The 4,119-nt window shown below is 69.6% G+C and carries 7 protein-coding genes and 1 tRNA gene; 6 read left to right on the forward strand and 2 right to left on the reverse strand.

The window, feature by feature from the left end:
* From G6017_RS05645 to G6017_RS05660, 4 genes are all read left to right on the forward strand, one after another.
* Positions 1-388 (forward strand): gluconokinase (locus tag G6017_RS05645; RefSeq protein WP_182616352.1); only part of this gene is annotated, 388 nt, incomplete at its 5' end.
* A gap of 158 nt (positions 389-546) precedes the next feature.
* Positions 547-2,028, forward strand: coding sequence for a DUF1538 domain-containing protein (locus G6017_RS05650; protein ID WP_182616354.1), 1,482 nt, complete (start codon positions 547-549; stop codon positions 2,026-2,028).
* Positions 2,025-2,375 (forward strand): P-II family nitrogen regulator, encoded by a 351-nt coding sequence (locus G6017_RS05655; protein WP_182610538.1) that lies wholly within the window; start codon positions 2,025-2,027, stop codon positions 2,373-2,375. The genes G6017_RS05650 and G6017_RS05655 overlap by 4 nt, the downstream gene beginning before the upstream one ends.
* Positions 2,376-2,438: 63 nt before the next feature.
* Positions 2,439-2,828 (forward strand): CBS domain-containing protein, encoded by a 390-nt coding sequence (locus G6017_RS05660; RefSeq protein WP_179524858.1) that lies wholly within the window; start codon positions 2,439-2,441, stop codon positions 2,826-2,828.
* A 16-nt stretch (positions 2,829-2,844) separates the two neighbouring features.
* On the opposite strand, the gene G6017_RS05665 is transcribed toward G6017_RS05660, so the two are convergent.
* Positions 2,845-2,926: transfer RNA gene (locus G6017_RS05665), tRNA-Leu, on the reverse strand.
* Between the two features lie 58 nt (positions 2,927-2,984).
* Here G6017_RS05665 and G6017_RS05670 point away from each other — a divergent pair.
* Positions 2,985-3,521 (forward strand): hypothetical protein, encoded by a 537-nt coding sequence (locus tag G6017_RS05670; protein WP_179524850.1) that lies wholly within the window; start codon positions 2,985-2,987, stop codon positions 3,519-3,521.
* On the forward strand, positions 3,518-3,892 hold the full coding sequence (locus G6017_RS05675) for a DUF3817 domain-containing protein (protein WP_179524849.1): 375 nt from the start codon (positions 3,518-3,520) through the stop codon (positions 3,890-3,892). Before G6017_RS05670 ends, G6017_RS05675 begins: the two co-directional genes overlap by 4 nt.
* 21 nt (positions 3,893-3,913) lie before the next feature.
* Here the strand turns inward: G6017_RS05675 and G6017_RS05680 are convergent.
* The coding region (locus G6017_RS05680) for a non-canonical purine NTP pyrophosphatase (RefSeq protein ID WP_277819575.1) at positions 3,914-4,119 on the reverse strand (206 nt) is incomplete at its 5' end.

Genomic DNA, 4,119 nt, shown 5'->3' on the forward strand with positions numbered 1-4,119 from the left:
TGAGCCGCTCACCGACCTCGACCGCGGGCCGTGGCTCGACGCGGTCCGGGACAGGATGCGGCAGCGGGAACGGGAGGGGGCCCGCACCGGCCCGGACCCCGGCGTCGTCGTCGCGTGTTCGGCACTGCGCCGCGCCTACCGCGACGTCCTCCGGGACGTCGACCGGCCGGTGTTCTTCGTCGAACTCGGCGCCGACCCGGAGCTCCTCGCCGCCCGCCTCGCCGCTCGACGCGGGCACTTCGCATCCCACCGGATCCTCGAATCGCAGCTGGCCACCCTGGAGTCCCTGGGCCCGGACGAGGACGGGATCACCTGCCCGATCGCGCTTCCGGTCGAGGAGATCGCCGACAGGGCCCTCGCCGCGCTCCGGAAGGACCGTCGTCGGTGAGCCGGCGGTGAGTCCGCGGTGAGTCGGCGGTGAGGTCGCACCGACCCGGTGGACCGACCACGGTCCCGCGACCGTTCCGTGGACGCCCCGGTGGTCGTACGTCAGACTGGGAGCCAGGCCGCCTGTCGACCCGACCCCGGAAGAGGACGCCAGCCTCCATGGAGCATCTCCGACACTTCGCCCAGGAGTTCCGGAAAGCCCTGAGGAACCTGTTGCCCATCGTGGCCGTGGTGGTGGCCTTCCAGCTGCTCGTCTTCCGCCGGATGCCCGAGGACCCGTTACAGCTGGTCGCCGGACTGCTGATCGTGGGGGTGGGGATCGCCCTGTTCCTCCAGGGCCTGGACCTGAGCGTGTTCCCGGTGGGCAAGAACCTCGCCAACCAGTTCACCCGCCGCGGGGCCCTGGGGCTGCTGCTCACCTTCGGCTTCGCCATCGGATTCGCCGCGGTCGTGGCCGAACCCGCCCTGATCGCGGTGGCGGAACAGGCCGAACTGATCAGCGAGGGCCGGATCGACGGGGTCGTGCTGCGGGTCGTGATCGCCGTGTCCGTGGGTCTCGTCCTGGTCCTGGGGATCCTGCGCGTGCTGCGGGGGTGGGCGGTCCACCGGATCCTCATCGGCGGCTACGTGGTGGTCCTGGTGGCCACGTTCGTGGCCCCGCCGGAGATCGTGGGCCTGGCCTTCGACTCCGGCGGGGTGACCACCAACGTCGTGACGGTGCCGCTGATCGCCGCGATCGGGATCGGGTTGGCGAACTCGATCCGGGGCCGCAGCGCCCTCACGGACGGCTTCGGCCTGGTCGCGCTGTGTGTGATGGTCCCGATGATCGGGGTGCAGCTCTACGGGATGTGGGTCTACACCTTCGGCGGTGGCGGCGGTACGCCCACCACGGGGTCGGACCAGGGCTCCACCCCGCTCTGGCTGGAGCACGTGGTGGGCCTGGCGGAGATGGTCCGCGACGTGGCGCCCATGGTGATCGTCGTCCTGTTCTTCCAGTACGTCGCGCTGCGCCGCAAGCTGTCCCACCCGCTGCGCGTGGCCGTGGGGTTCGTCATGGTCCTGGTGGGGCTCTACGCCTTCGTGGTGGGCCTGAAGATGGGGCTCTTCCCGCTGGGCACGCAGATGGCCGAGCAGCTCATCGACCGCGGCGTGCCGGCGCTGATCCTGCTGTTCGCCCTGCTCATCGGGTTCGCCACCACCATGGCCGAGCCGGCGCTGGTGGCCATCGCCGACCAGGCCGAGAACATCTCGCCGGCCGGGATCAACGCCACCGCCATCCGCCTGGTCGTGGCCACGGGGGTGGCGGTCGGAATCGCGCTGGGGGTGTACCGCATCCTGTCCGGCGGGCCGCTGCACTACTTCATCATGGTCTCCTATGCCGTGGTCATCGTCCTGGTTGTCCTGGCCCCGAAGTACATCGTCGCCCTGGCCTTCGACCTCGGCGGGGTCACCACGTCCGAGGTCACCGTGCCGCTGGTCACCGCCCTGGGCATCGGACTGGCCAGCGCCATCGACGGCCGCAGCGCGCTGCTCGACGGCTTCGGCCTCATCGCCTTCGCCTCGATCTTCCCGATCATCTCCGTCCTGCTCTATGCCATCGCCCTCGAGAAAGTCCCCCGACTGCGGAAGGAATCGACATGAAATTCACGGCCGTCGTAGTGATCGCCCCCCCGGAACTGGAGGACACCGCCATCGAGGTCGCGCAACGTGCCGGGGCGACCGGGGTGACGATCCTGGAGGGCAAGGGCATCGGTGCGCAGCAGAAGAAGACCTTCTTCGGCCTGACGTTCGAGGGCTCCCAGTCGGTCCTGCTCATGGTCGTGGGCACCCACCTGGCCACCCCGATCCTCAAATCCCTGCACGAGATCCTGGTCGACGGGGACAACTCCCACGGCATCGCCTTCAACGTCCCCATCGAGCACCTCACCGGGATCGACCCCCGGCAGCTGGTGAAGTTCGAGGAGTACATGCGCCGGGAGAACACCTGAGCCACGCCCACCCGCTCCCCCGCGCACGCCCCACCCCGCCCGTACAACCCAGGAGGACCCCCAATGCTCACCGTCCAACAGGTCATGGTGCCCGAGGTGATCACCATCTCCCCCTACGCCACCCTGCGCGAGGCGCTGTCGATGATGCGTTCCCACAGGGTCAAGAGCCTCGTGGTCGACCGCCAGCACCCCCACGATGCTTACGGTCTGCTCAGCTACAACGAGCTGCTGCGCGCCATCGTCGTCGAGGAGGGCGACGTGGACCTGCTCAACGTCTACGACGCCGCCGTCAAGCCCGCCATCACCGTGGGAGAGGACCTGTCGGTGAACCAGGCCGCGGCCATGATGAGCCGGTTCCACCTCAACCGCCTGGTCGTGGTCCGCGGCAACGACCTCATCGGTCTGCTCACGATGAACGACATCCTCGCCCGGCTGATCGACGAGCTCGACTGAACCGCGATCTGTGCGGTGCGCCCGGGGAGACTTGAACTCCCACGTCCGTAGACACTGGAACCTAAATCCAGCGCGTCTGCCAATTCCGCCACGGGCGCCCGCCCGGGGGTGCCGGGCGAGGTGAGCTTACCGCGCCGTCGGCGGTATCGTGGAGGGGTGTCCGACACCCTGAGCGACCGCACGGTCGGAGGCGACCCCGCCTCCGGTCCGCCGGTCTCGACCAAGGTCAGGCACCGCCCCTCGTGGATCGCGTTCGTCGTCCTGGGTTCGATCTTCTGCCTGGGGATGGGGTTCTGGCAGCTCGCCCGCTACCAGGAGGCCACGGGGACGGTGCAGAACCTCGGCTACACCTTCATGTGGCCGTTCCTGGCGGGGTTCCTGGTCTACGCGTACCTGAAGTACGTGCGACTGGAAGCCGACGAGGCCGAGTCGGCCCTCCCCGCGGCCGGTGTCGACGGGGATGAGGGTGACGACGACGAGGTCGACGGCCACCCCGACGCTCCGCCCCTGCGCCGGGGTTCGCGCAGGCAGGAGATCGTCACGGAGATCCCCGCGGATCTTCTGCCCCGGCGTCCCGCCGCGGAGGCCCGGACCGGAGATGAGGCCCTGGACGCCTACAACTCATACCTCGCCGAGCTGGCCCGTCAGGACGCGGCCGCCGGCGACCGTCACCAGGAGAGACACACCACATGACCGTCGCAGCCACCCCGGAGACCGACGACCGCAAGCCGGATCCCGACGGCAAGGTCCGCGGGGCGCTCGCCCGGTACCGCGTCCTGGCCTGGATCACCGGCGTGTGGCTGCTGGTCCTCACGGTCGAGATGATCTACAAGTACCTGATCCTGGAGAACTCCTCGGACGCTCCCGACTGGTTCACCTACATCGGACAGGCCCACGGTGTCTTCTACATCTTCTACCTGTTCATGACCCTCGACCTGGCGATCAAGGCCCGGTGGCCCGCCTCCCGCACCCTGCTGACCGCCCTGGCCGGGACGGTCCCGTTCCTGTCGTTCTGGTTCGAGCACAAGCGGACCCGGGACGTCCGGGCCGAATACGCGGTCTGAACCGGCGCCGATCCGAGCCGGTCAGTCCGTCCGGCTGCGCTCGGCGAGCTCCCGGAGCGCCGGCACGAGCGCCCGCAGGGCCCGGCCGCGGTGGGAGTCGGCGTCCTTCTCCCCCGGTGTGAGTTCCGCCGCGGAGCGGTCCGACCCCTCGGGCAGGAACAGCGGGTCGTAGCCGAACCCGCCCTCGCCGCGCGGATCCCGGAGCACGTGTCCGGCCCACCGCCCCT

Origin of the sequence: Dietzia sp. B44, from assembly GCF_014145245.1 — a bacterium.
Classification (GTDB): Bacteria; Actinomycetota; Actinomycetes; order Mycobacteriales; family Mycobacteriaceae; genus Dietzia; species Dietzia natronolimnaea.